This window comes from Primorskyibacter aestuariivivens, from assembly GCF_028023675.1.
GTDB classification, from domain to species: domain Bacteria; phylum Pseudomonadota; class Alphaproteobacteria; order Rhodobacterales; family Rhodobacteraceae; genus Marinovum; species Marinovum aestuariivivens.
On sequence record NZ_JAQIOZ010000025.1, the window covers coordinates 49,917 to 63,233 of the forward strand.

Genomic DNA, 13,317 nt, shown 5'->3' on the forward strand with positions numbered 1-13,317 from the left:
CTCGAACGCGAAAACCGATATTTGATATTGTGGATCAATTTCGAAACGCCTTAATCAGCCCGCAACTCGGGCAGGGTGAAGTCCATGAAGCGCTGCTCCTCGGCGATGGTGGCCGCATCGATCACGCCGCCCGTGCCATCGCCCACGGTCTGCACCGCCTCGAGCTGCCACATGGCGACCAGCGCAATGGCGAGCTCCGCGGTCACGCGCGTGTTGAGATCGATGCTTTCCTTGAGTTCGTCCATGTCGTCGATGAGCCCGACAAGGCGGTCGACCCGCTCGAGCGATTGGCCGGCATCCTCATAGCTGTTCTGGGCGGCGGCTGAGACGAGCGCGCCGGTCGTGGCTTGGGTCGCCACGCGGTTGGCGCCAGGATTGCCACTGGTGGCCATTTCCGAGAGCGTGTCATCGTCAAAACCGAGATCGGCTAGCACCCGGTCCATCTGGGTTTCGATCTCGCCCGCGCCGGAGCCGGTGAGGCGTGAGAAGTCCCCTGTCTTGATGGCTTCGATTGTTGCAATGATATCCCCGAACTCCTGGTCGAGCAGACCGTTCAACTCGTCTTCCATCTCGGTGCGGATGATTTCAGGCAGTTCGGCGAGACGGGTGAGGGCCTCGTAGGTTCTTTGCAGCTCCGCGAGTTGGTCCGTGAGCGTGGCAAGCTGTTCGCGTAGCTGCGTCAACTGCTCGTTTTGCAGAATCTCGTCTTCGATCATCTGCCGGAGCTGCTGGATGTTTTGCGCGATGTTCTGGGTATCGACGACGGGCACGCCTTGCGCGAGGGCAGGGGATAGGGCGCTGAACTGCAAGCCAATGCCAAGCGTTGTGACCAAAGCTGTCCTCAAGAGCAGATGTCCCATCATTCAATCTCCCTGATCGTAAAATCCATGAACGCGCCCTCGGCCATACGCGCACTGGCCTGAGCCAGCTCTTCGGCGGAAAGGACGCGGGTGCGCGCCGCCTGAAGCCGGATGCGGGCGGCGACGAGGCGCACCAGTTCGGCGCGGGCATAGGTGTTGAGCGCCATGCTCTCCTGCACATCTTCTGTCTCGGAAATCCGCTCGACGATATCGCGGATGCGCAGGGCGGCCTGACGGATCGCTTGGGGCGAGTTGTTGCCGTAGACCGCGGCCCCATGGCCCGTGAGTGAAAGATTTGCATTGGCGAGAAGCGCGGGGTCGATGGTGCCAAGTGCCTCGATGCCCCCGATGCGGCTGAGGTAGAGATTGTAGCGTTCGGGGATGACCTGAACGTAGTGCTGGGTCTCGGCAAAGGGTGGGACGCCGCCATACTCGAACACCCTGCCGGGTCCCGCGTTATAGGCGGCGAGCGCGTTGATGATATTGCCATCGAAGGTGTTCAGTTGCGTCGCGAGATACCGCGCGCCGCCATGTACCTGCAGATAGGGGCTGTCGTAATATTCCGGGTTGATGCCGAGATCGCTGGCCGTGCCAGGCATGATCTGGGTGAGACCATAAGCGCCAACGGGAGACCGTGCCCCAATGGTGAAACGGCTTTCCTGCCAGATGAGCGCTTGCAGCAACGCGCGCCACTGGACGGGTGAGAGCCCTGCGCGGCCAACTCCCGCAAAGCCGCTGGTTTCCTGGGCGACGCGGATGATGAGCTGCTCGATGTTCTCGGCGGCGTCGCCGAACATCTGCGCACCGCCGGGATTGGGGTCGATGTCGGCATTGTCATAGACCGCCTCGACTGACCGGGCCGGATCCCCGCTGCCGCTTTCCAGCCCCGAGACCATAGCCGGCAAGCCCTGCCCGCCGAAGCTGGTCTGGGCATCGAGGATGCGTTGCAGGGTTTCCAGCTGCTCCCGTTCGATCTCGGCAATGAGTTCGCGCGCGGCAAGCTTGTCCGCCTGAACGGCCAAGTCAGCCTCGCGATCGCCAGTCTCGACGATGTCACGCGCGGTCAGCCCACTGTCATTGGTCGGCACGCCTTGAGACAAGGCGAGACCGGGCAGCAGGCAAAGTGCCAGGATATGAGGCAGGCTAGACTTCAATGTCGCCCTCCGGCGCATCTAAGGGCGTAAAGGTGCAATCAGGCGCGACAGGTGCCGTTGACGCGAGGAATGTGAAGCAATTGGCCTGCGGTTCCTGGTACTGGGCGCAGGAGGCCAAAGCGCCGAGCGCGGTGAGAAGAAACAGGGTACGAATCATGAAAGCCTCCAGAAGTCGGGGCGGTCGCGGTAATCGGCGCCGACGAGCGCCTCGCCTTTCTCCATGCCGCCGAGGATGGTGAGATTGGGCCCGAGAGCACTGAGATCGGCATCGACCACGATCGAGCCCTGATCGTCGCGGATCAGCGCCAAACGGCTGTTGCTGCCCGTGTTGAGAAGGACGTCGAGCTCCTTCTCCGTGAGGTTCAGCATGGCGTAATCCGCAGGCTGCGCGCGGATATTGGGCAGCAGGATCTGCGTCGGCACCGCCTCGATGATGGTCTTGCCGGTCCGGGTGCGCTCGAGCTGGCTCGCGTATTGCGTCATCATCACCGCGACGGTGTTCTGCTTGCGCGCGGTCACCAGCCAGTTCGACAGCCGCTCGGCGAAATACGCGTTGTCGAGTGCCTTCCAGGCCTCATCGATGATGATGATCGTGGGGCGCCGGTCCTCGATCTCGCGCTCGACCCGGCGGAAGAGATAGGAGAGGACCGCCATGCGTTCCTTTTCCGCTTCGCTGTCGAGAATGCCGGTGAGATCAAACCCCACGACATCGCCTTTGAGCGAAAACGTGTCCTCCAGAGCCTGCCCGAAGATCCAGCCGTAGCGGCCCTCTTCGGTCCACTCAAACAGGCGCTGATGCAGATCGCCGCCATCATCGGTGGAGACAAAGAGCGATGCGAAGTCTCGCCAGTTCCGCAGGGCCGGATTGGAAGCCTGCGCGTTCTGGCGCACGACTTCCTGGATGCGATTGGTCTGGGCGGGCGTGAGCGGCTTGTCAGCGCGGTAGAGCAGGGTGGCAAGCCAGTCCGAGAGCCAGGCGGTGCCGCGGGCATCGGTCTCTGTCCAGAGCGGGTTGAGGCCCGTGGGTTGACCGGCGTTCAGGGACGCGTAGCGCCCGCCATTTGCGCGGACGGCCATCTCCATACCGAGGCGATAGTCGAAGACGAAGATCCGTGCGCCTGCGCGACGGGCTTGGGTCATCAGGAAGGCCGACAGCACCGATTTGCCTGACCCGGGCCGCCCCATGATCAACGTGTGCCCGCTGGTGGGTTCTTTGTTGGGCGAACCCTGCTCGTGATAAGAAAACCTGTAGGCGCTTTGCTCCGGCGTCGGAAACAGGGTGATGACCTTGCCCCAGGGCACTTTGCTGGCCGGCTTGCCAAGCTGCGTCCGGTGGAACGCCGCGAAATCCGCGAAATTGCGATTGGTGATGGCGCTGGCGCGCACGCGCTTTGGCTGGTTGCCGGGATGCTGGCTGAGGTAATGCGCCTTGGCGGCGACCCGTTCGCCGATCATCTTCACGCCCTCGGTGGCCGCGGCGTTGACGATCTCGGCGCTCAGGGTCTGCAGCTCGTCCAGCGTGTCGCAGAAGATCGTCACGACCAAATGGTGTTCACCAAAGCTCTGGCGTTTGGCCTCGAGATCATCGGCGGCGATGTCGAGCGCTTCCAAGAGCGAGAGGGCCGCATCCTGGCTGGCCTGCATCTGGCGCTTCTGTCGTTTGATCCGGCCCGCCATGAGGTTCGAATTGATCGGGGTGAAGGAATGCGTGACGATCATGTCGACCGGCAGGTTCAGCATGTCGAACATGGTGCAGGAGGTGGCCTCGGAGTATTCCCCGATGGTGAAGCTCTTGCCGTAGCGATGCCCCACGACGCCTTCGGAAAGCTCAAAATGATCCTCGAGGAAGGTCACGCGGGTGTTAGCGACGTTGAAGGACAGGAAGCCGTATGTATTGGCGGGATAGAGCGGCAGTTCTGTCCCCGTGTTGAGCGCCCCGAGAAAGCCGATGAGCTCGCCGCTCTTCGCGGAAAGGACGTGCGGGTTCAGCTCCGTCAGGCCCGAGAGGAAGACATTCACGGCCTCGCCCAGGCGGCGCAGGCGTTTCTGGGTTTCTTCCTTGAAGCGATCCGGCGCGCTGCGGTTGAGGAACGGCAGGAAACTCTTCGGGGGAGGGCGGTGGATCACCGTGAGCGTCAAGGTCTTGTCCCGCAGCCCGCTCGTCTCAAGCTTCTTGCGCCAAAGCCGGTCCACCTCGCCTGCGAAGCTGCCCTCGCACACCGGCTCCAGCTCCGGTGCGATGGCCTTGGAGACCTTGTGGACATAGTAGCTGAACTCCGGTCCCAATTGCGCGATGATCCGGGCAAAGAGCGCCGTCACCTTGTCGAGATAGGCATCGTCCGTCGTGTAGCTGTTGGCCCCGTCGAGGCGGATGCACTGGAAAAGCTCGTTCACCCGCGTCCGCACGGTCCGATCATCGACCAGGCTGACATATGGGAGCATATGCGCGAGACGGGTTTCTCGGGCATACCAGTCCGGCGTCAGGGTGCGGGGATCGAGCGTTTCGTCCAGGGCTTCATTAGGGCGCATAGCTGTCCCCGCCATGAATGCTCCGGTTCCGAGTGGGCGGCGTCTCTTGCAATGCCGTCATCATCACGTCGATGAAGCGCGGATCCCAGTCGGCGGCCTTCCAGAGCACGGGATAGAGCAGGGCGGCGAAACCCAGCACCGCGATGTGCTGGACCCAGACGAACAAGAGCACCGAACCGAAGAGCCAGACCATCGCGTACATGATGGGCAGGCCCAGAAGCTTCGGCGGGCGCACGAGCCCGAGAAAGAGAGGCGCGCGCTCAGCCACCGGCAAAGACCGCGGCAACGATGGTGGGGGCGGCCGCGACACCGGCGATGCCGACCAGCACCCAGAGCGCCTGGCGCAGGTCGATGATGTTGAAGAACCAACTGAGGAAGACGCCGAGGACCGCGAGTGTGGCGATAACAACCCCAAGTGGCCCGGTCAGTGCATCGACAATGCCCTGCAACAGGCTCTGGATCGGGGAGAGGTCGATGCTTTGCGCAAGGGCGGGCTCGGCAATCAGCAGGAATAGCGCCAGCGAGGCGACAAAGAGGTTTGAAATCCAACTTGTTTGGAAAAAGCGGTATCGCCAATGCACTGCCGCGCTGCGCGCTCTCGTGACATTGCCGATAAGTTTTTTGAGGAATGATTTCCAAAAAGGTTGGGACATCATTAATTTGATCCTTCCAATCGGGCCACGACGGCCATGACTCGGGCCACGTGGTTCTGGGTTTCTCGGTAAGGGGGAATGCCGCCGTATTGGCGCACGGCGTCGGGTCCGGCGTTGTAGGCTGCAAGGGCAAGACGCGGATCGCCGAACTCGCGCAACATCATCGCGAGGTAGCGGGCGGAGCCGTCGAGGTTCTGCAGCGGATCACGCGGGTCGACGCCCAGATCACGCGCCGTCGCTGGCATCAATTGACCAAGGCCAATGGCACCTGCACTTGAAATCGCATCCTGCCGGTAGGCGCTCTCAACCTCGATATTGGCTCGATAGAGAGCCAGCCAATCCGTGACGGACAGTCCTGCGCGGCGCAAACCGGGATGGCCGGCATAGCGCAGGGCTGTTGCCTCAATGCCCAAGAGAACGTCTGCGCGGGGCAGGGGTGCTGGTTGGGCGAGTGCCGCAAACCTCAGCGAGTCAAGTTCGGAAGCTGCTTCAGTCTCACCAAGAATGGCCAAACCATCGGACGCCGATCCCAGACCAACGCCGTCATTGTAGTTTCGAGCAAAACCGCTCTGAGACCGCGACGGGGTCAGAGAGCCGTCGCTCTCCATGATCAGGACCATTTGCGCTGAGGCAGGTGCTGCGACCAGCCAGAGACAGACGAGGTTAGTTGCCAGTGCCCAAGTCTGATGGGGCTTTGTCTGGCGGGGCGAGTTTATGCGTGCGGCTTGTACCCGCTTCAAGCGGCAGGTCGACATGCGCAAAGCCAAGGCCAATGAAGAAAGACACCACGCCGGAGATCGTCTTGAACTCGCGGATCTTGATATCGTTGTAGGTCGTCCGCGTGCGGGCGGTGACGAGGAGCTTTTCCACGCCGTCATCAGAGACAACGCGCATGATCCAGACCCCGTAATAGCTGGGGCCTTTCTTATGTGCCGACTCCTGGCACAGGATTTCTGCGCTATAGCCGCTTTCCACGAGCTCGCGGAACCTGGCTTCCGTAACCACATTTGGTGCTTCGATGTCCCAGTTCATGGCCCGGCTCACGCTTTCTCCAATGGCGCGACCCTGGGCATTCCTACTTGAAGCCCAGAGTTACGATAGTATACTATCAACCGCAAGATATAATATCATGCTTTAGCTGTAGTTTGGTTACGCAAACACTAGTCACGGCCAGTGTCCGCGATCAAGGAGATAACAGGTTTGAGAAACCGCAGGTTGAGAGGCCAACACCTATTGCGGGCTGTACCGATACTCCTAGTTGTCCCTGGCGCGGGTTTCGCAGAGTCCTGCTTCGCCCCGGCCCGTCCTTTTCTGCCAAGCGATTCGCAGGCGGCGCGGGACTATGCGGACATCATCCGTGGCGATTTCGAAGACTACATCAAGGATATCCAGAGTTACTTCCGCTGTCTAGATGAAGAGCGTGCCCGGGCTTTTGATGAAGCGCGCGCAGTCAGTGAAGACTACGGTCGGTTTCTGGAGCTGGTAGGGGATTGATGGTCCATCCGGTCTGCATCAGACTTGCACCCCATGGAAACAGGACGCCGATAACATCCTCAAATATCTACTTTTTAGATAACAGATTTCATCCGCTAGCGACGTCACAAAAGGTATGTGACGCGTGGCAAAAACAATCAGAAGCAAAGGGCAGGTGGCACTCTGCCAGGCGTTGGTCGACGCTCGGATCAAGGCAGGCCTTGGCCAAGATGAATTGGCGACCAAGCTCAGATGCCACCAATCCCTCATTGCCCGCCTTGAAAGCGGTCAGCGCCGGGTCGACGTTGTCGAGCTGGTCGTTCTGGCGCGCGCCATCGGCTTTGACCCGTTCGAGGTTCTGGCGATCGTTGAAGCCGCCACGGAGCCCGACCACAGGATTTAAAGCCAATGAATTGTTGAGAAAACCGGAACCCATTTTCCCGGTCTGATGATCATTCTCTCATCGAGGACCAGGTAGCCAAAATCAACGAAGGCTGGTGCATGGTCGTAGTGAACACTCTGCAACCACACGCCGCATTTCGCAGCGCCACAGTGCAGGAAGTCAGTAAACAGTGAACGATGATAAGGGTGAGGGCGTCGCGATCGCCAATCTGATCGGGACCGATGGGTGCAGTGTTGTTGGTTGGGTTTATCGCTGGAGTACAGGCTCACATGCGGTGATGTGGGACGTCCAAGGGCCCCAGCCGGTATCGGAAACCCGGCCGGATATAAGTGACGAACAGAAGCAAGAAATCGACTTCGATGCGCTGACGAGGATCGGAAGAAGCGACGACAGGTGAACAGAGCGAACCCGCAGTGTTTGCCGAAACGCCAAACAGCATGTGGACCGCGACGCGTATGCGGTGCGGTCGTACACGCCAAAGAAGCCGTCTTCCGAGACAAATCTACGTGGCGGCAGGTCAGTAGTTCACCTGCTCGAACCCGTAGTTGCCCTCATAGTCACGCCAATCGACGAAGACGGATCGGTGATAAATGCCAGGGCAATGCTCGCCCCAGCGTTCAAGACCTACGTGAGCCGAAGGAAGGGCAGTGACGGAAGACCTTTGCCACGCGAAGTCACCTTGGGTCCCATATGTGCCGAGGACCACGGTCGCACTTCGGTTGCAATCCCCATCTCGCCCGGATTCGTGCTGGCGGGCATAGCGAACGTCAAAGACGCGGATGGACCGCACAAAATTGAACTCCGGACCGCTGATATCGATATCAGCACGATCCTGAACAAGGCGAAGCACGAAGTCTGCTGGAATGCCGCCCGTTCCGGTTTCTGGAGAGCGCCAAACGGCATTTGTTGATTTTGTTTGGACGGCAACATCATTGCCTGGAAACGATTGGTGGGGCGAATAGTCCTTGGCGTGAAACAAGGTTTCGAAGATCCGGCCTACATTGCTCGGATGCCGTTCGGTCTCATAAGATGCGCCCATAGGACAGCGCCAAATCTGCAGTGGTGGTTCCACAGGCCATGGCGTGATGCGACGAATAAACTCGGCGCGGGCACGGCTGCAAGGCACGGAAGCGGGCCAACCCCCGGACAGACAGAGGAGGATTGCGCAGTCGATTGGGTAGGTTTGAGCCTTTGTGATGCTCGGCAGCCAACCAGCCGCTAAAGTGATTGCTGCGGTTAGGCATAGCGACAGTCTCTTGAGTTGAAAGCGCATGGTAGGGGCCCCTTTGTCGGACACCATCTTACCTTCAATAATATACTAACGCAACATTAAGTAAATTTCACCCATAATGATGGTTATGTTAATAATATTGCACTTAACGGGGAAACCGAGAGTCTGTCTTATGTAACATTACATGCATTTTGCCGCTGAAATTTAGGGCTGCCTGGGGTCTCAGCAGCTGTCAAGATTGCGGACGGAAGACCTGGGTGCGCTCTATCGTGAGAGTAAGACGATCTATTTTGTGCTCTAAACCTTCGACTGATCTTGAATGTGATGGCGTGAACGGGTGCCTGCGCTAGACGACAATCACCCGCCCTGCACTCATAAGATCGATGTTGCTGTCAGCGTTTGAGAACCAGTCGATCAGCGCGGTCACAGCGTATATCTCAAGATTCCGCCGATCTGTTCCGTATTTCATCGGCACCCCCTGTGCGGTGATGAAACTGACCGAATAGGCCGTTGCGCGGTCCAGTGCTTCCGATCCGGCAAAGGCCTGCACGATGCGCTGCCCCTTCGGGTTTTCCAGCTTCAGGAACAGGGTCAAGCCGCGGAACCGTTTCAGATAGCCGCCCATCTGGCCGAACGGATCGCAAGAGAACGTGCGCTCTAAGTTTTCTTCCATCATGTCAAGTATTTCCCGCCCCGTCAGCGTCACGGTCGACACGGGCGGATCGACGGGGACGATATTCCACAGATCGTTGCAAGTCACAGCCCCCGGCGGCACCGGTGCGCCATAACGCCAGCCGTTAGAAAAGGCGATCTCCGTCCCCCCCGCCGCAGCGACCGCCGCCAGCAAAACGTCGTCCATCGGTGCGGTCAGGCAGGTGTTGCGGTGCAGGGCGATTGAGGTTTGTCCGACGATGGCCGAGAGGCCTTCCCCCTGCGCCACGGCCGCGGCCACCAACGAAGCCATCTCCGGGTCTTCGGCAAGGCTGTCGTCGACCGGGATCAGCGCGTGGCTGTGTGACACGATGCTACCCTCCACGACCTCCAGATCCAGCCGCCCGACGAAGGCGCCGTGACAGCCGGACTGGATGATCAGTGTCTCGTTCACGCAAACCGGCTCCGTCAGGCGGTTATGGGTGTGACCGCTCAGGATCACGTCAATACCGGGAACCCGTCGAGCGAGCTCCATATCCTGCGGCAAACCCAGATGTGAAAGCACGACGATCAGATCGACCCCCTGCGTCCGCAAGCTCTCTGCCTCGTCTCGCACCTCGTCGATGCCATTGTTGAATCGGACCCCTTCGGAGAAATGCGGCGGCATGCTCTTGTCGATGATCGTGGCGGCGATGCCGATGATACCGATGGTCAACCCGCCGACCGTAACCGTCAGTGTCGCGGGAAAGGGCCGCTCACCGGTATTCTTGCGATAGCAGTTCGCGGCGATCAACGGATGCCTCAGTTGTGCGGCAAGGGCCTCGACGTGGCGAGGCCCCCAGGCGAATTCCCAATGCGCCGTCATCGCGGCGAACCCGAGCGCGTTGATCGGCGGGATCAGCGCCTCGCCTTTGGTCGAAACTGCCAGATGAGTGCCATGGAACGTATCGCCGTTATCGAGCGCCAGCACGGCACCGGGCCTTTCGGCCCGGATGCGGTCGAACAGCGTCTTGATCCGCGCCACGCCGCCCATTGTCGGAAAGGTTGGGCCGTCGGCTGTCCAGACCAGTTCAGGGTGCGGCAACAGATAACCGTGGAGGTCGTTGAGTTGCAAAAGCGTGATATGTGCCATGATGGTTTAGTCCTGTAATTGACGTAAGGTGCCAAGCCGCGCGGCATTGGCGATGACCATGAGGGAGCTAGCCGCCATCGCACTGGCCGCCACCAGCGGCGACACGGTGCCAAAGACCGCAAGGCCCAACCCCGCCACGTTATAGACGACCGAAAACACGAGGTTTTGCCGCACGATAACCCGCGCCCGGCGCGAGATGACGATCGCCCTGCGCACCGCTGCAACTCCGCCGCGCGCGATCACGACGTCGGCGATGGCGATGGTGGCGGGTGAAGCATCCGTTGCCGCGATGCCGACGTCGGCGCGCACGATGGCGGCAAGATCGTTGATGCCGTCACCCACGAATACCACGGGCCCGGCGGCTGCGGCGACCCGCGCCACCTTGTCCTCTGGTGTCGCGTTGCCCTTAAATCTGAGACGAGACGCTTTCGGCATCGAGTTTTGCCCTTAATTGCGAGATTCGGCTGTCATGGGGCCTTTGCTTCTCGCCCGCCTTTGTGCAATGTGACCAACTGCGGCAAGCAGACGTGGCACCGCAGCCCTACGCTCCTCCTCAGCACCGAAGGCAACCGAGTCTTCGCCATCATTTTCCATCGACATTTGCAGCACAAGTCTTTGACCCCTGTCTCAGGTTTAAGGGCAAAAATATCGGAATTAAGGGCAAAATCTCATATTTAAGGGCAAAGCACTGCCGTTGATTTCCTTGAATTTCCCATCTCACAATTAAGGGCTACGCGACAACAGCCCCATTTTGCGCAGGATATCAGGGAAAAGATGCCGCTAAGGACCGGGAAATCAGCCTCAGCCCCGTCTGATACGTTCAACGCGGCTCAGCACAACCAGAGAGATCGGCGCGCTTTCGCCCGATCCCCGTCAAACGCCGTCGATCAGGATATCCAGCGCGCGTTTCAACGCGTCCCGATGCCCGGACAAAGAGCCGACAACGTCGCGCAATTCCGCCCCCGGAACGGCGGCCAGTTCCTGAACGCGCACGATCCACGTCGCTCCTTCGACCTCGACCGTCGGCGTCAGCCCCGGAAAGGCCGCATACCGGCCCGCCTCGCGCAGCGGGGCCACCACCCGCGAGGCCTCGATCCCGATCAGGTCGGTCTGCAGATCCACCACAAGCTGCCCGCCGCTCAACCGGTAAAGATCGAATTGCGCCATCGGGGCCGCGCCTCAGAAACTTCTGTACCGCGCAAGGGGCAGGCCCTCTTGCGCCACCTCGTCGGCATAGGCGCTGATCGCCGCACTGTTTTCCTCGCGCCAGCGCCGGTTGCGTTCCACCTTGGCGGCCTCGGAAATCGCCGCCTCCGCGAGGCGCGACATGTTCAGCCCCAGCGACCGGGCCGTTTCCGCCACGTCCGCGTCCAGCGTCAGATTGACCTTGACTCGCCTCATAGAAACCTCCCGGAGAATACGTATGTCAAAGGAGTATAATCCTCACGCCTCCCCAAAACAAGACGAGGCTGACGACATCGCCCTGCCCTCCCATGTTGCGGGGTCGGGCACGCTGGATCGGCTGGTGGACACCGCGCGCGACTATGCCCGCGCCGCCGCCTCCGAGAACACGCAGAAAGCCTACGCAAGGGACTGGGCGCATTTTTCACGCTGGTGCCGGATGAAGGGTGCCGATCCCCTGCCTCCCTCGCCGGAAATGATCGGGCTTTACCTCGCCGATCTGGCCGCGCCGGATGGCAACACCCCTGCCCTTTCGGTCTCGACCATCGAGCGCCGCCTCTCCGGCCTCGCCTGGAATTACGCTCAGCGCGGCCTGACGCTCGACCGCAAGAACCGCCATATCGCCACCGTGCTGGCCGGGATCAAACGCAAACACGCCCGCCCCCCGGTGCAGAAAGAAGCCATCGGCGCCGAGGACATCCTCGCCATGCTGGCCACCCTGCCCCACGATCTGCGGGGCCTGCGGGATCGCGCGATCTTGCTGATCGGCTATGCCGGGGGCCTGCGCCGCTCGGAAATCGTCAGCCTCGATGTCGGCAAGGACGACACGCCCGACTCCGGCGGCTGGATCGGGATATTCGAGGGTGGCGCCCTGCTCACGCTCAATGCCAAAACCGGCTGGCGTGAGGTCGAGATCGGCCGCGGGTCTTCGGAACAAACCTGCCCGGTTCACGCGCTCGAACAATGGCTGCACTTTGCCAGAATCGACTTCGGCCCCATCTTCACCCGCACCTCCCGCGATGGCAAACGCGCCCTGGAAACCCGCCTCAACGACAAACACGTCGCCCGCCTGATCAAACAAACCGTCCTCGCCGCCGGCATCCGCGCCGACCTCCCAGAGAAAGACCGCTTGCGGCTGTTCTCCGGCCATTCCCTCCGCGCCGGTCTCGCCAGTTCCGCCGAGGTCGACGAACGCTATGTCCAGAAACACCTCGGCCACACCTCCGCCGAAATGACCCGCCGCTATCTGCGCAGGCGGGATCGGTTCCGCGTGAACCTGACCAGGGCCGCAGGACTGTGACACTCATCCCTCCAGGAGATAGGCCGTCAGGTTCTGGTGGGCATGCAATATGCGGATGATCTCAACCCCCTGCCCCTGCGCCCGGTAGATCACCAGGTGCACGCCACTGGGATGGATGCGTACTGGGGGAATGAACTCGCCGCGTTCCCGGGCCATCTCTGGAAAGTCAGAAAGTAGATCGAAGAGCGCGAATAAACCATCCGCATAGCTATCTGCCTGTTCGATGCCCCAGTTGTCTGCGCCGTAACGCCAGATGTTGGACAAATCGGTTTGAGCGGCGGATCGAATGACCCAACGGCTATTCTTCGGCATATTCGGCGCGCATCCGGGACTTGAACGTGCCACGATCAAGCGGGGCCGCCGGCCCGCTGGTGAGGCCTACGTCGACAGCAGCCTGAATTTCCGCAACGGCCTCACGACGGGCACGGTCACGCCGGATCAGGTCGCGAACATAGTCGCTGGAATTGGCATAGCGTCCGGTCTTTGCCTGTTCTTCGACCCAGCTCTTCATCGGGTCCGGCAACGAAATATTCATTGTGCCCATAGTCGTCTCCCTCTCTGTAAGATGTATGGCAAAGATTGCCAAAAAGCAAGAACAGCTCATATACTTACTGCCAAACGGTCGTTTATTGATGGTGTGGATACCTCACCCCGCAACGGCATCGCGATGTGCCAATATGGTGACGTTCAAAGCACCAGAATGGAGGAGGTATCCATGAACGAGGTTACAATCATCGGCATTGATTTGG

At 60.5% G+C, this 13,317-nt stretch carries 19 protein-coding genes; 4 read left to right on the plus strand and 15 right to left on the minus strand.

Annotation, left to right across the window (positions count from 1 at the left end):
• Positions 1 to 50: 50 nt before the first annotated feature.
• From PGB28_RS19780 to PGB28_RS19815, 8 genes are all read right to left on the minus strand, one after another.
• A complete protein-coding gene (locus PGB28_RS19780) occupies positions 51 to 860 on the minus strand; it encodes a type IV secretion system protein (protein WP_271423266.1) in 810 nt (269 codons plus the stop codon).
• Entirely contained in the window at positions 860 to 1,948 is a 1,089-nt protein-coding gene (locus tag PGB28_RS19785) for a lytic transglycosylase domain-containing protein (protein WP_271423267.1), read from the minus strand. Before PGB28_RS19785 ends, PGB28_RS19780 begins: the two co-directional genes overlap by 1 nt.
• A gap of 55 nt (positions 1,949 to 2,003) precedes the next feature.
• Positions 2,004 to 2,171, minus strand: a complete 168-nt coding sequence (locus PGB28_RS19790; RefSeq protein WP_162841715.1) for a hypothetical protein — start codon at positions 2,169 to 2,171, stop codon at positions 2,004 to 2,006.
• Positions 2,168 to 4,543, minus strand: coding sequence for a VirB4 family type IV secretion/conjugal transfer ATPase (locus tag PGB28_RS19795; protein ID WP_271423268.1), 2,376 nt, complete (start codon positions 4,541 to 4,543; stop codon positions 2,168 to 2,170). The genes PGB28_RS19790 and PGB28_RS19795 overlap by 4 nt, the downstream gene beginning before the upstream one ends.
• A complete protein-coding gene (locus PGB28_RS19800; RefSeq protein ID WP_040104433.1) occupies positions 4,533 to 4,811 on the minus strand; it encodes a type IV secretion system protein VirB3 in 279 nt (92 codons plus the stop codon). Before PGB28_RS19800 ends, PGB28_RS19795 begins: the two co-directional genes overlap by 11 nt.
• On the minus strand, positions 4,804 to 5,088 hold the full coding sequence (locus PGB28_RS19805; protein ID WP_027246639.1) for a TrbC/VirB2 family protein: 285 nt from the start codon (positions 5,086 to 5,088) through the stop codon (positions 4,804 to 4,806). The genes PGB28_RS19800 and PGB28_RS19805 overlap by 8 nt, the downstream gene beginning before the upstream one ends.
• Before the next feature lie 110 nt (positions 5,089 to 5,198).
• On the minus strand, positions 5,199 to 5,816 hold the full coding sequence (locus PGB28_RS19810; protein ID WP_271423255.1) for a lytic transglycosylase domain-containing protein: 618 nt from the start codon (positions 5,814 to 5,816) through the stop codon (positions 5,199 to 5,201).
• 43 nt (positions 5,817 to 5,859) lie between these two features.
• A complete protein-coding gene (locus PGB28_RS19815; protein ID WP_047997960.1) occupies positions 5,860 to 6,228 on the minus strand; it encodes a hypothetical protein in 369 nt (122 codons plus the stop codon).
• Positions 6,229 to 6,429: 201 nt separating this feature from the next.
• Between PGB28_RS19815 and PGB28_RS21305 the strand changes: the two genes are divergently transcribed.
• Positions 6,430 to 6,690 carry a hypothetical protein gene (locus PGB28_RS21305; RefSeq protein WP_333908249.1) on the plus strand — a complete coding sequence of 87 codons (261 nt, stop codon included), beginning with the start codon at positions 6,430 to 6,432 and terminating at the stop codon, positions 6,688 to 6,690.
• 124 nt (positions 6,691 to 6,814) lie between these two features.
• Positions 6,815 to 7,072 (plus strand): helix-turn-helix domain-containing protein, encoded by a 258-nt coding sequence (locus PGB28_RS19820; RefSeq protein ID WP_009820240.1) that lies wholly within the window; start codon positions 6,815 to 6,817, stop codon positions 7,070 to 7,072.
• Between the two features lie 517 nt (positions 7,073 to 7,589).
• Here PGB28_RS19820 and PGB28_RS19825 read toward each other — a convergent pair.
• The 5 genes from PGB28_RS19825 to PGB28_RS19845 form a co-directional block, all read right to left on the minus strand.
• On the minus strand, positions 7,590 to 8,345 hold the full coding sequence (locus tag PGB28_RS19825) for a hypothetical protein (RefSeq protein WP_237279982.1): 756 nt from the start codon (positions 8,343 to 8,345) through the stop codon (positions 7,590 to 7,592).
• Between the two features lie 304 nt (positions 8,346 to 8,649).
• A complete protein-coding gene (locus PGB28_RS19830; protein WP_271423256.1) occupies positions 8,650 to 10,086 on the minus strand; it encodes a bifunctional metallophosphatase/5'-nucleotidase in 1,437 nt (478 codons plus the stop codon).
• Positions 10,087 to 10,092: 6 nt separating this feature from the next.
• Complete coding sequence (locus tag PGB28_RS19835) at positions 10,093 to 10,521, minus strand: hypothetical protein (protein ID WP_271423257.1); 429 nt, start codon at positions 10,519 to 10,521, stop codon at positions 10,093 to 10,095.
• A gap of 438 nt (positions 10,522 to 10,959) precedes the next feature.
• Entirely contained in the window at positions 10,960 to 11,253 is a 294-nt protein-coding gene (locus PGB28_RS19840; RefSeq protein WP_271423258.1) for a CcdB family protein, read from the minus strand.
• Between the two features lie 12 nt (positions 11,254 to 11,265).
• Complete coding sequence (locus PGB28_RS19845) at positions 11,266 to 11,487, minus strand: type II toxin-antitoxin system CcdA family antitoxin (protein ID WP_271423259.1); 222 nt, start codon at positions 11,485 to 11,487, stop codon at positions 11,266 to 11,268.
• Between the two features lie 22 nt (positions 11,488 to 11,509).
• Between PGB28_RS19845 and PGB28_RS19850 the strand changes: the two genes are divergently transcribed.
• Positions 11,510 to 12,568: a tyrosine-type recombinase/integrase gene (locus PGB28_RS19850; RefSeq protein WP_271423260.1), complete on the plus strand. Its 1,059-nt coding sequence runs from the start codon at positions 11,510 to 11,512 to the stop codon at positions 12,566 to 12,568.
• 3 nt (positions 12,569 to 12,571) lie between these two features.
• Here PGB28_RS19850 and PGB28_RS19855 read toward each other — a convergent pair whose 3' ends face one another.
• Positions 12,572 to 12,880 carry a type II toxin-antitoxin system RelE/ParE family toxin gene (locus PGB28_RS19855; protein ID WP_271423261.1) on the minus strand — a complete coding sequence of 103 codons (309 nt, stop codon included), beginning with the start codon at positions 12,878 to 12,880 and terminating at the stop codon, positions 12,572 to 12,574.
• A complete protein-coding gene (locus PGB28_RS19860) occupies positions 12,867 to 13,112 on the minus strand; it encodes a type II toxin-antitoxin system ParD family antitoxin (protein WP_271423262.1) in 246 nt (81 codons plus the stop codon). The genes PGB28_RS19855 and PGB28_RS19860 overlap by 14 nt, the downstream gene beginning before the upstream one ends.
• 21 nt (positions 13,113 to 13,133) lie before the next feature.
• Between PGB28_RS19860 and PGB28_RS19865 the strand changes: the two genes are divergently transcribed.
• On the plus strand, positions 13,134 to 13,317 hold a 184-nt coding region (locus tag PGB28_RS19865; protein ID WP_271423263.1), incomplete at its 3' end, for a hypothetical protein.

Coding starts and splice junctions, on each gene's coding strand:
- PGB28_RS19815 (WP_047997960.1), bottom strand. CDS start 6,228: ATGAACTGGGACATCGAAGCACCAAATGTGGTTACGGAAGCCAGGTTC.
- PGB28_RS19795 (WP_271423268.1), bottom strand. CDS start 4,543: ATGCGCCCTAATGAAGCCCTGGACGAAACGCTCGATCCCCGCACCCTG.
- PGB28_RS19780 (WP_271423266.1), bottom strand. CDS start 860: ATGGGACATCTGCTCTTGAGGACAGCTTTGGTCACAACGCTTGGCATT.
- PGB28_RS19825 (WP_237279982.1), bottom strand. CDS start 8,345: ATGCGCTTTCAACTCAAGAGACTGTCGCTATGCCTAACCGCAGCAATC.
- PGB28_RS19790 (WP_162841715.1), bottom strand. CDS start 2,171: ATGATTCGTACCCTGTTTCTTCTCACCGCGCTCGGCGCTTTGGCCTCC.
- PGB28_RS19850 (WP_271423260.1), top strand. CDS start 11,510: ATGTCAAAGGAGTATAATCCTCACGCCTCCCCAAAACAAGACGAGGCT.
- PGB28_RS19855 (WP_271423261.1), bottom strand. CDS start 12,880: ATGCCGAAGAATAGCCGTTGGGTCATTCGATCCGCCGCTCAAACCGAT.
- PGB28_RS19835 (WP_271423257.1), bottom strand. CDS start 10,521: ATGCCGAAAGCGTCTCGTCTCAGATTTAAGGGCAACGCGACACCAGAG.
- PGB28_RS19830 (WP_271423256.1), bottom strand. CDS start 10,086: ATGGCACATATCACGCTTTTGCAACTCAACGACCTCCACGGTTATCTG.
- PGB28_RS19840 (WP_271423258.1), bottom strand. CDS start 11,253: ATGGCGCAATTCGATCTTTACCGGTTGAGCGGCGGGCAGCTTGTGGTG.
- PGB28_RS19810 (WP_271423255.1), bottom strand. CDS start 5,816: ATGGTCCTGATCATGGAGAGCGACGGCTCTCTGACCCCGTCGCGGTCT.
- PGB28_RS19860 (WP_271423262.1), bottom strand. CDS start 13,112: ATGGGCACAATGAATATTTCGTTGCCGGACCCGATGAAGAGCTGGGTC.
- PGB28_RS19845 (WP_271423259.1), bottom strand. CDS start 11,487: ATGAGGCGAGTCAAGGTCAATCTGACGCTGGACGCGGACGTGGCGGAA.